Raw genomic sequence first — 17,243 nt, forward strand, 5'->3', positions numbered from 1 at the left:
GCGGCGCAACTCAAAGGGAGCGTCCGCCCGGCGGCCACTGGATCCATGAGGTGCGTGGCCCGCTCAAGGAGGGCCAGTGGGCCTCGCTGTATGACCGTCCGGATTCGTTTACCGATCTGCTGCCCTGGTCTCACTACGACCCCGAGACACAGGCCTTTCTGCTGGAGGACTGGCGCAGTGTCGCCGCCCTGTTCGAGCTGACCCCGGTGCCCACCGAGGCGGCTACCGAGGCCACCCTCGATGCCCTGTCGGAGAACCTGCAGAACGTGGTGGCCGAGGCCATCCCCGAGGAAGATGGCGCCCCCTGGGTGCTGCAGTTGTTCGTCCAGGACGATCATGACCTGAAGCCCTTCCTGGAAGGACTGCGCGCCTATGCGGCCGAGCGTGTGCCGGACAACCCCATGACCCAGGATTATCTGCGCATCATGGAGGAGCACCTGGCCCGGGTCGGGCGGCCCGATGGCCTGTTCACCGATACCACGGTCACCGGCGCCCGCTGGCATGCCCGCCGGCGCCGCATGCGTGCGACCCTGTACCGGCGTATCCGCCGCGACACCGTGCTGCGCGGGGGCGCCAGCACCGTCGAGGAATCCCTCAACGAGGTGGCCAACCGTCTGCTGTCATCGCTGCGCTCGGCCGGCCTGCAGGCGCGGCGCTGTGATGATCAGGACCTCTATGAATGGCTGTTCCCCTGGTTCAACCCGCAACCGGCCTGCGCCGAGGACGGTCAGCGCCCCCTGGATGCCGCCCCCTGGCCGGGCCGGGATCGCCTGCCGCTGAACCTGGACCTGTCCGAGATGATGGTCCTGGGCACCCCGGGCTCGGTGCCCCCGGATACCTCCCAGGGCGGCGGCTGGCTGCGCAAGCTGACCGGGGGTGGCAGTCAGAGCACGCGCTCCCGGGCCCGGGCCGGCGCCTGGTGGTTCGATGGCCTGCCGCATCGCTGCCTGACGGTCCAGGGGCTGCGCTCAGCCCCCAAGCCCGGGCATCTGACCGGCGAGCGCAAGACCGGCGAGCACATCAACGCCGTGTTCGACCTGATGCCCGAACATACGATCATGGCCATGACCCTGGTGGTGCGTCCCCAGGATGAGACCCGCAACCACATCACCCGGGTCAAGAACGCCTCCAAGGTGGATACCGCCGAGGCCCAGGTGGCCCTGGAGCAGTGCGAGGTGGCTGAGCAGGAACTGGCCCGGGGCAACAAGCTCTACCCGGTGAACCTGGCCTTTTTCGTGCGCGGTGAGGATCTGGACGACCTGCGCCGCAAGGTGACGAACACCCAGGCGGTGCTGATCAACCGGGGCCTGCAGATCATCGAGCCCGAGGCCGACCTGCTGGCCCTGGACAGCTACATCCGCAACCTGCCGATGAACTTCGACCCGGCCCTGGACCAGCAACGGGCCCGGCGCACCCGGCTGATGTACGCCAACCAGATCGCCAACCTGGCGCCCTTCTATGGACGTGGCCGGGGCAGCGGCCATCCGGCACTGACCTACTTCAACCGCGGCGGGGATCCGCTCACCTTCGACCCGCTCAACAAGGCCGACCGGGCCAAGAACGCCTTTGCCCTGATCGTCGGACCCATGGGGGCCGGCAAATCCGCCTGGCTGGTGTATGCCCTGATGCAGCTGATCGCCATCTACCGGCCGCGCGTCTTCATCATCGAGAAGGGGGATTCCTTTGGTTTGCTGGGCAAGTATTTCGCCAGCCGGGATCTGTCGGTGAATCAGGTCTCCCTCAAGCCCAGTGCCGATCTGTCCCTGAACCCGTTCGCGGATGCCTTGCGCCTGCTGGAGGACGACCGGGCCGAGGCCCGCGTCGAGGAACTGGACGACCTGGAGGATGCCACCCAGGACGGTGAGGACGCAGCGGAGGATGACGTCGAAGACAAGGAGCGTGACATCCTCGGTGAGATGGAGATCGCCGCCCGGGTGATGATCACCGGCGGCGAGAAGAAGGAGGACGAGCGCCTGACCCGGGCGGATCGCCTGATCATCCGCCGGGGCATCCTCGGCGGTGCACGCCAGGTTCAGGCGGCCGGCAAGGCGCAGGTATTGCCCGAGGATGTGGTGGCGGCCCTGAATGCCCTGTCCCGGGATCCCGAGTTGCCCGCCCATCGCCAGGCCCGGGCCCAGGAGATGGCCGATGGCATGGCGCTGTTCTGCGAAGGCCTGGGCGGCAAGTTCTTCAACCGCCCGGGCAGCCCCTGGCCGGACAAGGACGTGACCATCGTCGATATGGGCATCTTCGCCAATGAGGGCTATGAGGATCTGCTGGCGGTGGCCTATATCGGCCTGATGAACCGCATCCATGCCCTGGTGGAGGCCCGTCAGCACGAGTCGCGTCACACCCTGGTGGTCACCGATGAGGGCCACATCATCACCACCAACCCGCTGCTGGCCCCTTACGTCATCAAGATCGTCAAGATGTGGCGCAAGCTGGGCGCCTGGTTCTGGATCGCCACCCAGAACCTGGAGGACTTCCCCGACGAGTCACGCAAGATGCTCACCACCATGGAGTGGTGGATCCTGCTCACCCTCACCCGGGATGAGGTGGAACAGGTGTCCCGCTTCAAGGAGCTGACCCAGGAGCAGAAGGCGCTGATTGCCTCGGCCACCAAGTCGCCCGGGCGTTACACCGAAGGGGCCGTGCTGGCCGACCGGGTGCAGGCGCTGTTTCGCAATGTGCCACCCCCCGAGGCCCTGGCCCTGGCCATGACCGAGAAGCACGAGAAGGCCGAACGAGCACAGATCATGGCCGAGACCGGCTGCACGGATGTGGAGGCCGCCCTGGAAGTGGCCCGGCGCATCGGGGATCAGTGGGGAGGGGCGCGGTGATGCGGGCGGGGCGAGGGATGCACAGAGCAAGCCTGGTGGCGCTGCTGCCGCTGTTTGTTGGGCTGATGAAGCCGGTCCAGGCAGACCCGGGACCCTCGCAGATTGAGGTGTTCGTGGCACCGGAGCAGGTCGACCAGGTCTCCGGCCGGGGTGCCATCGAGGCGCGGTATCCCGGCCTGCCGATCCAGGTCTTTGACCTGGGCGCGGCCGAGCGTTTCGAGGATCAGTTGAGCGAAGGCCTCTCCGCCGATCCGGCCACTGCCCAAGCCCAGGTGCGGGAGCGCCTGCAGGCCCTGGGCCCCGGGATCGAGGCGCGTCTGCGCGAGGCCTTCGGCGGCCTGGTCCGGGCCGACCAGCTGGGCATCGACCGACTGCCCGCCGTGGTCTTCGATGACGGCCAGGCGGTGGTCTATGGCGTCACCGATCTGCCCACGGCACTGAGTCATTATCGGAGGTGGCGCGATGATCCCTGACACACGTTTGATCGTCCGCCGGCGAGGGCTGGCCCCGCTCCTGGCCCTGGGCCTGATGGTCACCACGACCCTGGCAGGGGCGCAGGACATCAACACCCTGCAGATCATCAGCCGCACCGCCTCGGCAGCGCTCAGCTGCATGAACTGGCAGCCGGTGGGCACCTGCTTCTGGCTGCACTGCTCCTGGACCGGTTGCCGGGTGCGCACCTCGCTGAAGGTGGGGCATTACATGCCCGACCTGGTGGTAGGGGCCTTTCCACAGCCAGGACAGACGCCGTGGGTGGAGATCCGCAACACCAGCGGTGCTGTGGCTGATACGGCGGCAAGCGGCCTGATCCAGAGCTTGTCGGGCACCACCCAGGGCGGTGGGGATGCTGCCGAGAGCCGCTTCGCCCGCCATCACACCACACAACGCTTCAAGGAGGCCGATGCCACCGGGCACCCGGCCGGCCTGCTGGGTTCGGGGGTGGATCTGGGGGGCTTCTCGGTGATCTGCCCCACCATGGCCAATGCCTTCGAGCCCTACTTCAATTCCGGTCTGGATGCCTTTGCCTGGCGCTGGTCCATCCCCGAGACCACCTATCCGCAGGCCCTGATCCCGGGACAGCGCGAGATCGGTCAGTTCCCGGCCTACACCTGGGGGGCGGTCTACCCCCGCCATGGCTTTTTGAATCAGGCCGATGACGCCAAGACCGGGGCCGTGATCGCGCAACGGGTCGGGGATATTGTCACCCGCTCCAACCAGCCGCATGTCTATACCCGTCTGGCCTCGGGCGGTACAACGAGCCGATCCGGCTACCGGGTCTGGCGGCCATCACCGCTGCGTGAGCGCAACGCCCGCACGGGCACCTGGCAGATGCTCACTCCCAACGCCGACAGCAGCTGCAACGTCTTCGGCACGAGTGACCTGACCTTCGCGCACAGCTGGGGGGTGGGCCGCACCGCCGATGCCGATGACCGCAGTTATGCCTGGAACCTGTGGCGGCCCTATCGCTGCTGTCGCCGGCGCGGCAGCTACATCACCTCCATCACCTGGACCGCTTACCCGTGAGGCGCATGCGATGACTGTCTCAACCCCATCTGTCATGGCGCGAAAGACCCTGGTCACCGCCGCGCTGACACTGACCGGTGCGATGCCCCTGGGCGTTGCGGCCCAGCCGCCCTCCTCGCCGGACAGTTCCTGGCTGTACTACGAGATCGGTGGCGGCCAGGCCTTCACCCGGGCCCCCAATCCGGTCACCACCACCCTGACCCTGGGCGCTGGCGCGGACATGAGCCTGGGCTACAGCTGCGGCACCTTTGACCCGGTGGCCAGCGTCTCCCACCAGATGAACCAGCTGCGCGATGGTGTCGATCAGATCTCCAACCAGATGGCCCAGGCCGCCAATGCGGCCATTGCCGCCCTGCCCGCCTACATCCTGCAGCGCGCCAATCCCGGCCTCTACGATCTGTTCCAGAACGCCCAGCTGCGCGCCGAGGAGACCTTCCAGCTGGCCACCAAGACCTGCGAGCAGATGGAGGCCGAGATCGCCCAGGGCAAGGATCCCTTTCATGAGTGGGTGGTTCTGAGCAAGGGCCACAGCTGGCGTCGCGCCATGGGCACGAACGGCGTCCATGGCGATGGCAATATCATCACCACCCGGGATCACATTGAGAATAACCCCGGCCGGGACGGCGTTCCCTGGATCCTGGATCGCAGCGGCGGGGCCGGCCAGGAACCGATCCGCCCGGTGCGCGATGTGGTCCGCTCCGGTTACAACGTCACCGCCAACCGCACGCCAGGCGATGATGGCATGCCCTACAACCCGAACGATCCGGCTGTGCCCCCCATGGGCCGCTACTGGGCCACCTCCACCGAGGCGGCCGAGTGGGCCGTACAGGTACTGGGCGAGGAGGAAATCCCCACCTGCCGGGATGCGGACTGCCCGCCACAACAATCCAGCCCGGGTCTGGGTCTGACCCGCCTGGTGGAGCAGGACCGCGAGGATCGGTTGCCCGACCTGGTTGACCTGGTGGAGGGCACCACGTCGCTCTCCTCCGCCAACCTGGCTCAAGTGTCCGCCGGCGGCATCACGGTGACCCCGGACCTGATCCGGGCCATCCGTGAGCTTCCCCCGGCCGAACAGGGCATGGCCGTGGGCCGCCTGGCGGATGAGATCGCCACGGCGGCCCATGTGGAGAAGGCCCTGTATCTGCGCCGCTTCTTCCTGGCCGGTCGCATGCTCCCGGAGGTGCAGGCGGCCGGGCCTGCCCAGAAGATCATCCAGGAGAAGGTGGCGGAACTGGAGCGGGAGATCGACAACACCCTGTTCGAGAGCCGGGTACGCAAGGAGCTGGTGTCTGGCACCTCCCAGGCCCTGCTGCGCTTCGATGCGCAGCGCCGAGGGGCATCGCTGCAGGTGGCGCCCGGGGCCCGCCCGGATCCCTGGCCGCTGGAGGGCGGCGCGGTGTCAGCGCCATGAGTCTGCGCCGCTCACTCTCCCAGGGTCTGCTCGGGCTGATGCTGATGCTCCTCGGGCTCTTTGTGCTGGTCAGCCTGGCGGTGCTCCTTTGGGCACAGTTCGAGAGCCTGGACGCCATCGAGGGGCGCCTGGAAGCCGCCGCGCCCTGGCTGACCGTCATGCGCATCAACGTGATCGTTGCCGTCGTGGTGACCTGGCCACGCCTGGTCACCTGGTGGGTGGTAGACCCCGCCAGGCGCGCGGCCCTGCTGCGCGCCCGCTGGCGACTGGCCGGATGGCTGGTCATCCTGGAAATCACCCTGGGGCAGGGTCTGGTGGGCGCGTTCATCGCCAGCCTGATGGCCCCCGGCGCATAGGGGACAAATCATGGGTGTCGACAGCTACCTGGAACTGTTCACCACCCTCTATGGGTGGCAGCTGTACAACAACATCTGGGGCATCCTCATGGCCACCGGCCTGGTATTCATCCCCTTCATCGTCATCCTGATCCGCAACTTCGTCTCGGTGAACACCAGCATGGAGGCCAATGCCGGCAGCGCGGCGTTGGTGCGGCGCATGGAGATCGACATCGTGCTGGCCCTGACGGTGGTGGTCCTGGCGGGGCAGCCGGCCATCAACCTGCACATGAATGACCTGAGCTTCACGCCACCGGCCACCCTCGACAACCCCGCCCCCACGGCCGTGGACCCCAGCAGTACCGGCACCACCTTCGGGCATCCCGATGGAGGCTTTACCGGCGCACCCAGCAGTGTGCCCGTGCCGGTCTGGTGGTATGGGGTGATGGCGCTCAGCAGCGGCATCAACCAGGCCATCATCACCGGCTTTCCGGCCACCAACGAACTGCGCGAGATCGAGCGGGCCATGCGCAGCCTCTACATCGAAGATGCCAACCTGCGCCATGAGGTGAACCAGTTCTACAGCCGCTGCTACGTGCCGGCCCGGTCCAAGTTCCAGCGCGACCAGCCCTCGGCGGCCGCCCCCATCCTGGCCAACCAGGGCCGGGATGATCCCGACTGGATCGGCTCCCATGTCTACCGCCAGCTGCCTGGCTACTACGACAGCCTCAATGCCGGCAATCCCGTGCCCGGGTTCCCGGTCGATATGAGCCGCGAGACGGACCAATACTGGATGGATACCTCCGGCAGCCTGTCTCACGGCATCCCCACCTGCCAGCAATGGTGGGAAGACGCGAGTCATGGCCTGCGACAGCGTCTGCTCGAGGACAACAGCCGCACGCAGCGCGTGGTGACCTGGGTGCAATCCCGGTTCCCGGGCTTGACGGTCGAGGAACGCCAGGACACCCTGGCACGCAACATTCTGGAGCAGGCGCCCCAATCCTACGTGGACTCGGTGGCCTCACTGCGCGAGCGCGACACGGGCGGCATGGACCTGCCCGGGCCGCTGAGCTTCTCGGTGCTCGGCATGGTGGGTTCGGGCAATGAACTGTTCACGCAGGGTGTGTCCGCCATCGGCCTGGTCTCGTTCTACACCCTGTTCATGGAGCCGACCCTTGCTCTCATCCTGCAGGCCCTGCCCTTCATCCAGGCCCTGACCCTGATGGGCATCTACGCCATGCTGCCCCTGGTGTTGCTGTTCGGCATGTACCAGCCCTCCATCCTGCTGGTCGGCGCCATCGCCATCTTCACGGTCAAGTTCTGGGCCGTGCTCTGGCACATCACCCTGTGGGTGGACAACAACCTGCTGCAGTCCCTGTACACCGGCACCTCGCTGCTGGAACGGGTGGGCCCGGACCTGAAATCCATCCTGCTCACCACCATCATCGCCGGCCTGTACCTGGGGCTGCCGGTGATCTGGAGTGCGATGATGGGGTGGGTGGGGTTCAAGGCGGTGGGGGCTATCAACAGTGCCACCAGTGAGTTGAGCAGCTCCAGCAAGCAAGCCGGTCAACAGGGAGGTAACTTAGCCAACAGAGTGGCGACTAAGGGCAAAGGCAGATAGAACAGCCCTCAATCCTTATCATTTGAATCGGAAAAAGGAGGATCTATACGCATCCTTGATGGGTCTTCAGGTTCCAAACCTGCGTAGTACACACCTGAATCGGAACGTCCCAATGCATCGAGAATCGCCTTCGCCACCACCCCCAACATCTGAAACACGGCCCCGAGTATGGCAATAGAGACACCCATCGTCGCCAAGCTGACCTTGGACACACCACCCCAGTACCGCGTGAATCCCTTGCGGCGGATGACCCAGACACTCCAGAGCAGGAAACCGACCACGATCAGCAACAGCGAGCCGGATACCAGGTCCACCACGTGGACTTGTGAACCCCAGATTTCCACCCTCATCACACGACCTCCTGCGGAACCCCGCCAGGCCCCGATGCTAACGGCCGTCCATGAACCGGGGCTGAATCACCCCGGCACCCGCTTTGATTTCGCCCAATTGGGCGAGTATAGCCCGCCATCCCAGGTCGAACAGTCACTCTGCGCACATCCTGCGACATCAGCTCCAGCCCCTGGACCTGTCGTGTCACCGCCCCATCCCCGGCCTCCCCGCCCAGGACTGGTTAAAAAGTGTCCAATCTGTTCCGTGGCCTTCGCACCGCAAGCCCAGCAGATGTTCTTCCAGGAATTATCCACAAGCTTATCCACGGATTCTGTGGACACCCCAACAGAAAATGGGAAAGGGCCCAAAGGGGCACCAAGGGCAGGAATGGAAGGGGCCACGAAGGGGAAGGGCCCTATCCCAAAGGGCTGCGCGCCAGCGCTGCGCTTGACTGGCTCCATTCCGGAGCCAAAAAGGGTTTACGGTGAGCCCACGTCTTGCGCTAAGATGCCGCACCGCTGTCGTCGGAATCTCCCCAAGCGACCAGCACACGGATCACGTCATGGCATTCACCCCCGGTATCGTGATCCACCCCGCCCCATACGCTTCGCAGCAGCCTGCCGCCGGGTCCGGAGTGACCGGCCTATGGATGCCTGGACCGGTATCCGGCCAATGACGGCCCGGCAGGGGCGGCCTGATGACCTGGAACGTCCCCATTCACCTTTCGATATCAAGACGACACCAGACGATCCATCCATGACCCACACCCTGAACCACCTCACCGCCCAGCAAATCTACGAACTGGCAGAGCAAAAAGCGCGCGAAGAATATGAACAGCAGGAAGCCACCCGCCGCGAACAACTCCAGGCCCTGAAGGCCGAGCGTCGGGAACTGCTGAGCAGCCACCGAGAGGCCCAGCGACGTCTGCAGGAAGCCCAGCGGGCGGAACTGGCCCACCTGGACGGCAAACTCCTCGAGCTTGGTGCACGCCTGCCCAAGGACAGCCCCCTCCAGCAGGGCCGATCCACCCAGCGCCCCCAGGCCGCCGAGCAGTGGTTGCAGATCATCGCTCAGGCCCCGGAGATGACCTTGGCGGACATCCGTGAACGGGCAACCCGGGAAGGTCTACCGACCCACAACCTCCCGCAACGCCTGGCTCAACTCAGGCGCCAGGGTCACCTTGAACAGGTGCGCCGCGGTGTCTATCGGGTGGTTCAGCAGGATCAAGCGGTCGCCCATCCTGACAACCAGGTGGTCGGCTGGTCATAAGGCGCCCGGATTAAAAGGCTCGATCCCCCGGAAAATCCCGCCCTGCCCCTCCCCCTGGAAAAAGCGCTGCGCGCGGCCCTTGCGGTGCCTCCCGGTTGATCCCGAGGCCGATTTCCGGAGTTTGGTTCGGTAGGACAGCCCTGTACCCGGAATCCCCACATTACCGTAGGCACCCCGCCGCCCCAGGCTGATGCTGGCGCCGGGCACACCGGCCGACAGCCCCACACCCCGTTTGCTCACATTCAGCCGCAGTCCCGGGGCAATGCGGATCCGGCGCTGGAAACGAAAAGCCATCGGCTCAAGAACCTCCCTGGAATGATCCCCCTTCAGTGCGCAACAAGCGCGTACTCCGAGTTGTTTTCGCACATGCAGCCCACGTTCTGCATGAAGGAGCGGCCCCAGTCCACCCAGGTACTACGGCCATCGTCCCTCGGCGCCTCTCAGTCTACTCCCCCTCGAACTCCGAGCTGCTGAACTTCAGCACATTGCAATTTTCCTTGATGGTCCGCTGTAGCGCCTCGTCGAAGCCGTCGGGGCTCGTGGCTTCGATCTCGACCGAGATCTTCACCTCGACCCCGGTGCGAAGCGTGAACTGCTGGACGATCTCGTCGACCACGTTGGCGAAATCCAGCTTGGCCTTGACCGGGTCGAGAGTGATGGTGCCGTAAAACTGCTTTTTGGCCACGCTCCGAGAAGCTGCGCCTGGGGCAACGGCCACGCCGCCGGAGCCTGGATCCACGGGGTGGGCAGCGCCCTGCCCTGCGTCTGCAGGGTTGTTTGCACCACCCGGGTCACCTGACTTGTCCGCATTACGATCCGCCAGCTCATTGGCGCGTCGTGCAGCCTCGGCTGTCAGTTTGTCCCGGTACGCCTTGGCGGCCTCGCGCTCGATGATGAGCGCTTCGCTATCCAGCCCACCGATGCTGCCCTGGCCAAAAGTGAAGCCAAGATATGTGTCCCCTTCCTTGCCGGAGGCATAGCCAAAGAAATCCTCCGAGGCGACCCCCTGGTTCATGGCGTTCCTGAACACGCCGTCGTTCACCAGGCGCGGCAGGTAGAGGTAGTGGCAGCTGTCCTGCCACACCTTGACGGCGCTGACCTCGGTCACACCGTCCTTGAAGTACCACTGGCCAAGGATGTTGCGCAGGAAGATCGGTGACCACTCGTAGATCAGCCACTCCTCTTCGCGCAGTTTGTTCTCGATGGTCTCGATCAGGTTCGGGGTAGTGGTCGACACCTGGACGACCTCCCACCTCAGTGTCGGCTTGCCCTTGATGAACTCCTCCACCGGAGCCATGAGCCACTTGTAGGTCTCTCGAATCAGCTGCGACAGCGAGGATTCGGCCGAATCGCGGCTCTGTTTGGCCTGCCGCAGATGGGTCAGGTCCTGGTTGAGGGCGCCGCTGTCGATATCCGCCACGATCGACCTCCAGGCCAGGAAGGTCCGTGCCTGGTCCTTCAGGCGACTGACCACGTCGAAATCGGCCGCCAGGAAGATCAGCCGGTTCTGTTTCTGACGCGGCTGTTCACCACGGTTGCGCAGGATTTCCTCGGCGGCCCTGTAGGCCTGGTTGCTCTCGGTGCGACTGTAGGCGGCACCGGTCGGCAACACCACCAGGCGAGGCCCGCAGCCATACTCGTCAGGCACGTCGCTGGAGGCGGTGAACACATGGATGCCGGCAAAGTGGTGCTGACGCCCCATCAGGCGGGCGGTGCGCTCCTTGAGTAACGGAATCAAGGCATCCCGCTCGTTGATATTCTGCTTGCGACTTTCCATCTCCCGACGCAGGTTGGGCTTGGTATCGAACCAGAAACGATCCTGCTCGGAGTAGAGGTAGTGCAGCCGGTCCCGCAGGCGTTTGAGCACGTCTTCGAAGACGCCGATCGCCTGCCCGGGCTGCACGGTGCCCAACAGGATGCGCTCCTGCTTGATGCCACGGGCCGCCTGGGTGCTGCTGGAGGCCGCGCTGCCCAGGAAGATGGTGCGCGCTGCGCGACGAGCGGCGTGGACCCCGCCAAAGAGGGCGACCTCGCTATCCAATGCTTGAGCAGCAGAGCGGGGGCCGTCCACCTCCCGCTCGATCACCGGCTGCCATCCCTGGGGCAGATAATGGATGCTCTTGTCGCGCACACTGCTGTCTTCCAGCGGCAGTGAGCCCGGCATGATCAAGGCGTCCCGGTTACCCGACACCCACAGGTTGTGGATCACGATCGCCATATACTGCAGCACGCCGCGGGTACGCTGGAATTTATCCAGCGTCGACCAGTCCTCGTAGAGACGGTCGAACACCTCGGGGTGGATCGGATAGGAACGGCACAGGCGCTCGAAGTACTCGTTGGACTGAGTCTCGGTGGGAAACTTCTCGGCATGCTGCCGATAAAAGTCCGAGAACTGTCGGCTGATGCCTTCCACCTCGGCACGCTCCCCGGCGTTCTCGAATAGCCGGCGGCGGACAATCTCGAACGCCTCTTCGGTGGCGACCGGCTTCCACACCGATTCCACGCGGCCAAAGTACTTCTCCAGCGCGGTCAGGGTATGCTGGCCCATGGTGCCGCCTACCTCGAGCTCCGACTCCGGCAGGGAGGCGAGCAGAATGGCATTGGGCACCGCCTTCATGGCCTCGGTGAGCGCCTGGATAAAGCTGATGTTGCTGTCGTAGGTGCCGGCAGAATAGGACTTGCCGAGCTCGAACTGCCGGATATAGGCCAGCAGCTCATCCACCAGCACCACGCAGGGCGAGGCGCGTTGCAGCAACTCGACCAGCACCTGCTTGCCGGGAGAGGTGCCCTGCTCGTGGGAGTCCTTCACCATGGTCAGGCCTTCCTCGCCCAGCAACTGCCAGGCCAGCTCCCCCCAGAGGGTGGTGACCTTCTGCCCTTCCTTTTTCACCGACTGCTGGCTCGGCGCCATGTTGATGCCATCGATGACCGCCACCCGGGCGCTGGGCAGCTCGTGAATGCCCGCCTCATCCAGGATGGGGGGAATGCCGTGGAGCTTGTCGGTGGAGGTCTTGCGGGAGGCCAGGTGGTAGACCGCCAGCATGGTGTGCGTCTTGCCGCCACCAAAGGCCGTCTGCAGCTGGATGACCGGGTCGCCGCCATTGCCGGAGAGGCGCTGCGCCACCGAGATCAGCAGCAGGCGCATGCCTTCGGTGATGTAGGTGCGTGAGAAGAACTTCTCGGCGTCCTGATACTCCTCGGGTGCCGTGCCGGTTGCCACCTGGGTGATATCCGCAGCAAATTCCGACTGCTTGAAGGTGCCCCCCAACACGTCTTTGTGTGGCGTGACGACATCTCGCCAGGCTTTCAGTGACATTATGACGACTCCACGTCTGCTTCTGCGATGAATTTGAGCTCACTCTCTGGCTGACCCGCCTGCCAGTCCCCTCACCGCCCAGGGCATCCGGGCATCCAGGGTGGACTGGTCAACGACCCTGGGGTGTGCATCAACGGCCTTGAGGCGCTGTTTCAGCTTGAGCATTACATCGTCCGGATCGACTGCCCGCGGGAACAGCCTGGATGGATGGCGGGGCTGCTCCAGATGCAGCACAACCCTCAGCCGTGAACGCCCCACTGCCTGCCGGGCCACGCGCCGCTCTTCTGCCTCGTTGGCATTGCAGCTGGCCGCCACCAGACCGGCGAGGGTATCGCGCACCTTGGCGGCAACCTCATCGCCAAGGTCGACCAGCTTGGTGCGTCGGTGGTGCCGGTAGTCCTTGACCTCGATCAGCCAGAGTTGGTCACCATCGAGGCAGACAAAATCCACGGCCTTGGTACCACCGCAGACCGCATTGAACTGGTTGCGATAGAAGGCCCAGTCATCATACTGCGTAGCCTCGACGCCCTCCGCGAAGGTGAAGGTGAGCTGCTGTTCCATCAGCGTGGTGGTCATGCCAACTCCAGGTAGCGATCCGACTGGGCCAGCTCTTCATCCAGCAGAACCAGGGTCTGCAGGTCATCCACGCGACTGCCCTGCTCCACCTGGACACATTCGGGGCCCTTTACCAGGGCAAAGTAGCGTTGCTGGATATCATCACCCTGGGCGCCGCGGGCCAGCAGCTCCAGCTCCTTGAGCAGGAAGAGCGAGTGGGTTGCGATCACCACCTGAATCCCCTGCTGGCTCAGCGCAAAGGCGGCCCGTGCCACCAGCTTGATCAGTTTGGGGTTCAGGTTGGCCTCGGGCTCATCCCAGAACAGGTAGCCCTTGTCGAGCAGCGAGCCGGTGGTGATCAGGCGCGCGAGCATCGCCAGCTTGCGCAGCCCCTCGGCCACCAGTGGCATCTCCAGGTTGCCCTGGCCGGGAATCTTCAGATAGAAACGTCCGTTCTTGTCCAGCACCACCTTGCCGCCCATGGCCTCCTCCAGGGGTGCTACCAGCTCGGCCACGGCCTTTTCACGCGCCCCCTTGATCGCTGGCGCACCCAGCAGCTTGCAGAGGTCGATGTGGTGCTCTTCGATATCCACATGGCGGCTTTCGTAGAGCGGCAGCAGCCAGTGGTACTGACTGAGCAACTCCCGGGTGGGCATGAAGACCGGCGCTTTATCCTGCCAGGCACCGGGCAGCCCGTCGATCTTGACCTCTGTCTGGGCGCGGGTGCTGAAGCTGAAGGCGGTATCCAGCACGGCCTGCTCAAAGGCGACGGAGACCTTGCAGGTCTGCGCACCCTGGCGGCGGCTGGCCAGGCGACCCAGCGACTCGGGCCGAAATACCTTGATCAGCTTGTCGGCGATCCCCTTCTGCAGCAGCGCCTTGGTGGGGTCGGCCACGCTCGGCTCATTGCCCTGCTCATAGGCGTTGGCGATCACGCTGTAGGCGACCTTGAGCAGATGCGACTTGCCGGTGCCGTTCTCGCCCACGATGACGTTGAGCCCCGGCGAGAAATCCAGCCGTGCCTGGGGAAAAAGCGTGAGGTTGTCGAGTTCCAGCCACTTCAGCATGCCGCCTCCTAGAGATCCAGGCCGATCTGTTCGCCAACATGCCCGATCTCATGAGACGCCGCCACGATGGCATGCCAGGAGCCGATCAGCTCGTTGTAGGCACGTGCTTCCTCAGCCCACTTCTTGCGCTCGCAGAGGGTGTAGAGGTGGTACGACAGCTGACGGATCGCCTCACCCTTCTCCGGCATCTTGGCCAGCAGCTCGCCGGCAGCGGATTCGCCGCGGTTCTGCAGGCGGCGGATCATCTGGTGGCATGCCTCCCACACCGGGGTGCGCTTGTCGGTGGTGGGGTCCCAGTCGGACTGGTACTCGCCCCACTTGAGCAGGCGGACCTTGCCAGAGCCGGACTCGACTACCCCGGCCTCCTTGACCCCATCCACGGTCGTGCCCTTGGCCTGAGCCAGCACCTGGGCCTCACCAAAGGGCCCGGAGTTCCAGGCGTACTGGTCGAACCAGCTGGCACAGAACTGGGTGTCGGCGTCGAAGTTGCCGGAGTCGGGGTTCAGGAACTCGGTAATGGCACGGTTGATCAGCACCAGAGCGTCGTGGACGCTCATCCGGGAGCCATCCTGGTTCAGCACTGCTTCGTATTTGGAGTAGATGGCCATGCCTGGGCCAATGGCCGCTTGGGCCAGGTCCACCGGGGCGATAGGGGTCTGGCCGGTCTCGCCGCCGATCATGGTTTCCAGGGCCTCGGGCATTTCCTCCCGCAGTTGGCGCTGGAAGTCGCGGCGGGAGATGGTGTCAGCATTGGGGAGGCGTTTGCGGCAAACCAGGACGATGGAGGAGGCCAGGGCGTTGGTGCCGGAACCGATCATGCGGTTTCCCATTTCGGTACGCATCGGCCAGGTGCCATCGATGGAAAACCCAGCCTGAATAACCGCTTCCAGAAACGTCACCCATCCCGTGCTGGTAGTGCTGCCTTCCTTGGTTTCCTGTTGTTTAAAGGCGTAGTAGATCGTGACTGGGAAGGCGGAATGAGCCTGTACCACTAAATTATGAATAGCTCGTCTCATGCCCCCCATGAAAAAGGCTTCGGCTTTTTCCTTACTGCCATGGCGGTAGGGCGTAGCCACCAGTTCCTGCTCCTTGGGTACAGCCATAGTGCCAAACAACTCAGGATAGATACGACGCAGGGACCGGCGCATCCAGACATAGAAAAAATCGGACAGATCCGCATACCCAATATTGTCGTAGTAAGGCGGGTCAGTCGATATAACTTTACCCCGAGTAACACTTTGATTTACCGCATCATCTTGACAAGCGTGCGAGGAAGGCAAATCTGACATAGTTTGACGTTCAATTACACGAACAATACTTTTTAGACTGGTCTGAAAATCACCAGCCGCATCACCAAATAAATTATTTTCTGCAAAATCCCAAATCATTGGGATTGCTTGACGGCCAAAAAGATTCCGAACTTGGGTTTTTGTAATCTCCCAACGGCATAGCGAATTACATATATCTGATAATCGACTAACACCAAAACCCAAATAGACCACCACCGCATCCCCATACGCTGTCGCCCCCGATCCACCTTGGGCCAGTGGAATATCATCGGGATCGAGACTGCCTTCATCCAAACCTGTCCCGCTTCGGGTGGAGGGATTGGGGTTTGCTGCACGATAGTCGTTAATAGCCTTTTCCCTGGCTTCCTGCACCAGATCGGAGAAGGTCGTGAGGGCTACCAGTTGACGGGGGGTGAAGAGGTCGCCATAACTTTTCATGCCATACATGGGTGGAGAGAACCATCGGGGGTTCTCTGGCATCAATGCTGCGGGTTTCCATTCAGGCTGGACTTGATTAGCTGCCTCCTCATGTAGGATATCAGGCGATAGATAAACACGCCCCGATTTTCCCTCAGCAACAATGGCCATCAGCCTTTGCCCCAGGCTTCCGCTCTGAGCTTGTTCATAAATGTATTTCGGCTGAATAGGAGTATTTGAAAACAGGCAATTGAAATTCGCACCACGACCCAGTTTTGTACCCTGTTTAGCGTCGTCTGGCAGCGCACCTACTCTGATCTCGAATACATACCGATCCCCCTCCACCACCGGTTGCACATAGGTTTCCTTCCCCTTCTTGCTCGACAGCACAAAGCTGGATACCAACGGCACGTCTACATGACTGAACGCCGGATTCGGACTTTTCACTGTCCTTGCCCACAACCAGGCAATCACCGTCAGTTCCTCACCGAGATAGGCTTTCAGATCGGGCCGTTCGGCCACCATCTCCGGCGTGATCTCCACCTTGGGGTACAGATGGCCAATGCGCTTGAAAGCCTCCTCCCGCATCCAGTGCCCATAGCGGCGTACATCCTCGGCCAGCCCTGTGGCCCCGGGCCAATCCTGCTCGAAGCGCAGCTGCTTCTCCCCGTTGGGGAGCGGCCCCACCGGCCTTTGCCCGGCAAACTTGGGCGGAATCTCGATCATGGCCTTGTTGATCATCACCGCCACGGGATTCAGGTCCGAGGCGTAGCTCTCCAGCCCCAGGCGCTGGGCTTCCAGGGGTATTGCTCCTCCACCAGCAAAGGGATCGTGGAAGGCGGGCAGCTTTTCGGGGTTGAAGAGCTCAGCCGCCTGGGGGTGGTTGCGGTTCAGGTGGCAGGTCTCCCGCCAGCTCTCCCAGATGGCCTCGCGAGCGCGGTTCAACACCTTCTCGTTGTTGGTGTTCTCCCACTTCACCAGGTCGCGGATGATCTGAAAAAGCTTTTCTCGCTTGATCTCGGCTTCCTGCTTGTTCACCCCGTAACCCAGCTCCCGCTGATAGCCGGGGTCGTTGACCAGCTGTGCAAAGAGGACCGCACGCGCCGCGGCAAGTGGGCGCCGCGCCCACCAGAGGTGCAAGGTGCTGGGGTGCCCATGCCGAATCGACTTCTCGCGGGCGGCCGCGACGTTGATGTCGTCCAGCGGCAGTGCAACTTCGATGAGCTTTTTGGGGGATTTCACGGGGTGCACAGTGGTCGATCCTTC

13 protein-coding genes are annotated in these 17,243 nt (G+C 63.6%); 7 read left to right on the top strand and 6 right to left on the bottom strand.

Features of this window, described 5'->3' with window-relative positions:
- Positions 1 to 50: 50 nt before the first annotated feature.
- The 6 genes from ECTHA_RS0102320 to ECTHA_RS0102345 are packed head-to-tail and all read left to right on the top strand — an operon-like array spanning position 51 to position 7,734.
- Complete coding sequence (locus tag ECTHA_RS0102320) at positions 51 to 2,840, top strand: conjugative transfer ATPase (RefSeq protein ID WP_025282653.1); 2,790 nt, start codon at positions 51 to 53, stop codon at positions 2,838 to 2,840.
- A gap of 17 nt (positions 2,841 to 2,857) precedes the next feature.
- Complete coding sequence (locus tag ECTHA_RS0102325) at positions 2,858 to 3,313, top strand: TIGR03757 family integrating conjugative element protein (protein WP_051582547.1); 456 nt, start codon at positions 2,858 to 2,860, stop codon at positions 3,311 to 3,313.
- Positions 3,303 to 4,364, top strand: a complete 1,062-nt coding sequence (locus ECTHA_RS0102330; RefSeq protein WP_025282655.1) for a TIGR03756 family integrating conjugative element protein — start codon at positions 3,303 to 3,305, stop codon at positions 4,362 to 4,364. Before ECTHA_RS0102325 ends, ECTHA_RS0102330 begins: the two co-directional genes overlap by 11 nt.
- Before the next feature lie 10 nt (positions 4,365 to 4,374).
- Positions 4,375 to 5,775 (top strand): integrating conjugative element protein, encoded by a 1,401-nt coding sequence (locus ECTHA_RS0102335; RefSeq protein WP_158407580.1) that lies wholly within the window; start codon positions 4,375 to 4,377, stop codon positions 5,773 to 5,775.
- Positions 5,772 to 6,131: a hypothetical protein gene (locus ECTHA_RS18820; RefSeq protein ID WP_025282657.1), complete on the top strand. Its 360-nt coding sequence runs from the start codon at positions 5,772 to 5,774 to the stop codon at positions 6,129 to 6,131. Before ECTHA_RS0102335 ends, ECTHA_RS18820 begins: the two co-directional genes overlap by 4 nt.
- Before the next feature lie 10 nt (positions 6,132 to 6,141).
- Positions 6,142 to 7,734: a conjugal transfer protein TraG N-terminal domain-containing protein gene (locus ECTHA_RS0102345; protein ID WP_025282658.1), complete on the top strand. Its 1,593-nt coding sequence runs from the start codon at positions 6,142 to 6,144 to the stop codon at positions 7,732 to 7,734.
- 8 nt (positions 7,735 to 7,742) lie between these two features.
- Here the strand turns inward: ECTHA_RS0102345 and ECTHA_RS0102350 are convergent, their stop codons facing one another.
- The gene (locus tag ECTHA_RS0102350; RefSeq protein WP_025282659.1) at positions 7,743 to 8,084 is read right to left on the bottom strand and encodes a hypothetical protein; all 342 of its coding nucleotides are present in this window, start codon (positions 8,082 to 8,084) and stop codon (positions 7,743 to 7,745) included.
- A 736-nt stretch (positions 8,085 to 8,820) separates the two neighbouring features.
- Between ECTHA_RS0102350 and ECTHA_RS0102355 the strand changes: the two genes are divergently transcribed.
- Entirely contained in the window at positions 8,821 to 9,333 is a 513-nt protein-coding gene (locus tag ECTHA_RS0102355; protein WP_128571959.1) for a type IV toxin-antitoxin system AbiEi family antitoxin domain-containing protein, read from the top strand.
- Here ECTHA_RS0102355 and ECTHA_RS20640 read toward each other — a convergent pair.
- The 5 genes from ECTHA_RS20640 to ECTHA_RS0102380 form a co-directional block, all read right to left on the bottom strand.
- Entirely contained in the window at positions 9,328 to 9,627 is a 300-nt protein-coding gene (locus ECTHA_RS20640) for a DUF4236 domain-containing protein (RefSeq protein WP_025282661.1), read from the bottom strand. The two genes, ECTHA_RS0102355 and ECTHA_RS20640, sit on opposite strands and share 6 nt — an antisense overlap.
- Before the next feature lie 151 nt (positions 9,628 to 9,778).
- Entirely contained in the window at positions 9,779 to 12,649 is a 2,871-nt protein-coding gene (locus ECTHA_RS0102365; RefSeq protein ID WP_025282662.1) for an ATP-binding protein, read from the bottom strand.
- 39 nt (positions 12,650 to 12,688) lie between these two features.
- Positions 12,689 to 13,225 (bottom strand): hypothetical protein, encoded by a 537-nt coding sequence (locus ECTHA_RS0102370; RefSeq protein WP_025282663.1) that lies wholly within the window; start codon positions 13,223 to 13,225, stop codon positions 12,689 to 12,691.
- On the bottom strand, positions 13,222 to 14,271 hold the full coding sequence (locus tag ECTHA_RS0102375; RefSeq protein WP_026623476.1) for an AAA family ATPase: 1,050 nt from the start codon (positions 14,269 to 14,271) through the stop codon (positions 13,222 to 13,224). Before ECTHA_RS0102375 ends, ECTHA_RS0102370 begins: the two co-directional genes overlap by 4 nt.
- A gap of 8 nt (positions 14,272 to 14,279) precedes the next feature.
- A complete protein-coding gene (locus ECTHA_RS0102380) occupies positions 14,280 to 17,228 on the bottom strand; it encodes a DUF1156 domain-containing protein (RefSeq protein ID WP_025280502.1) in 2,949 nt (982 codons plus the stop codon).
- Positions 17,229 to 17,243 lie beyond the last annotated feature (15 nt).

This window comes from Ectothiorhodospira haloalkaliphila ATCC 51935 (assembly GCF_000633935.1).
Taxonomy (GTDB): domain Bacteria; phylum Pseudomonadota; class Gammaproteobacteria; order Ectothiorhodospirales; family Ectothiorhodospiraceae; genus Ectothiorhodospira; species Ectothiorhodospira haloalkaliphila.